This window comes from Acidovorax sp. KPB24-07, from assembly GCF_057543315.1.
The window spans coordinates 1-685 of sequence record NZ_BAAJYS010000876.1 but is presented as its reverse complement, the minus strand read 5'-3'; the positions used below and the strand labels follow the sequence as shown (position 1 = coordinate 685).

Here is a 685-nt window from a genome sequence, read left to right as displayed (position 1 = left end):
GCGCGCGCGGCGTGGCGGCGGGCCGGCTGGACACCCGCGTGGCCGTGCACGGCGACGACGAACTGGCCCGGCTGGCACTCACCTTCAACGACATGGCCGAGCAATTGGGCGGCATGGAAGCCTCGCGCCGGCAATGGATCGGCGACGTGGCGCACGAGCTGCGCACCCCGCTGGCGGCGATGCGCGCCGAGATCGAGGCGGTGCAGGACGGCGTGCGCCCGTTCGACGACAAGACCGCGCTGCGCCTGCACCGGCAGGTGATGCGGCTCATCCAGCTGGTGGGGGACCTGCGCGCCAGCCTGGATGCCGCCGCGGGCAGCGCGCCCTCCGCGCTCGTGCCCATGCACCCGCTGTCGCTGCTGGCCGAGGCCGTGGCCTCCATGCAGCCGCGATTCGACCAGGCCGAGCTTGCGGTGGACACGCACGGGCTGGCCGCGCTCGCCAGCCTGTCGCCCCCGCCGCTGGTGCGCGGCGACGCGCAGCAGCTTCACCGCGTGTTCCTGAACCTGCTGGAAAACACCGTGCGCTACACCGATCCTGGCGGCCGGCTGGAAATCCAGGCGCAGACCGAGCGCAGCGGACCCGCGCCCTCGCTCGTGCTGCAGTTCGACGACACCGCGCCCGGCGTGGCCGAGCACGACCTGCCGCGCCTGTTCGACCGCCTGTACCGCGCCGAGGCGTCGCG

General features: G+C 74.0%; 1 protein-coding gene. It reads left to right on the top strand.

Going from position 1 to position 685, the window contains the following annotated elements:
* On the top strand, positions 1–685 hold a 685-nt coding region (locus AC27IQ_RS26410; protein WP_487091426.1), incomplete at both ends, for a histidine kinase dimerization/phospho-acceptor domain-containing protein.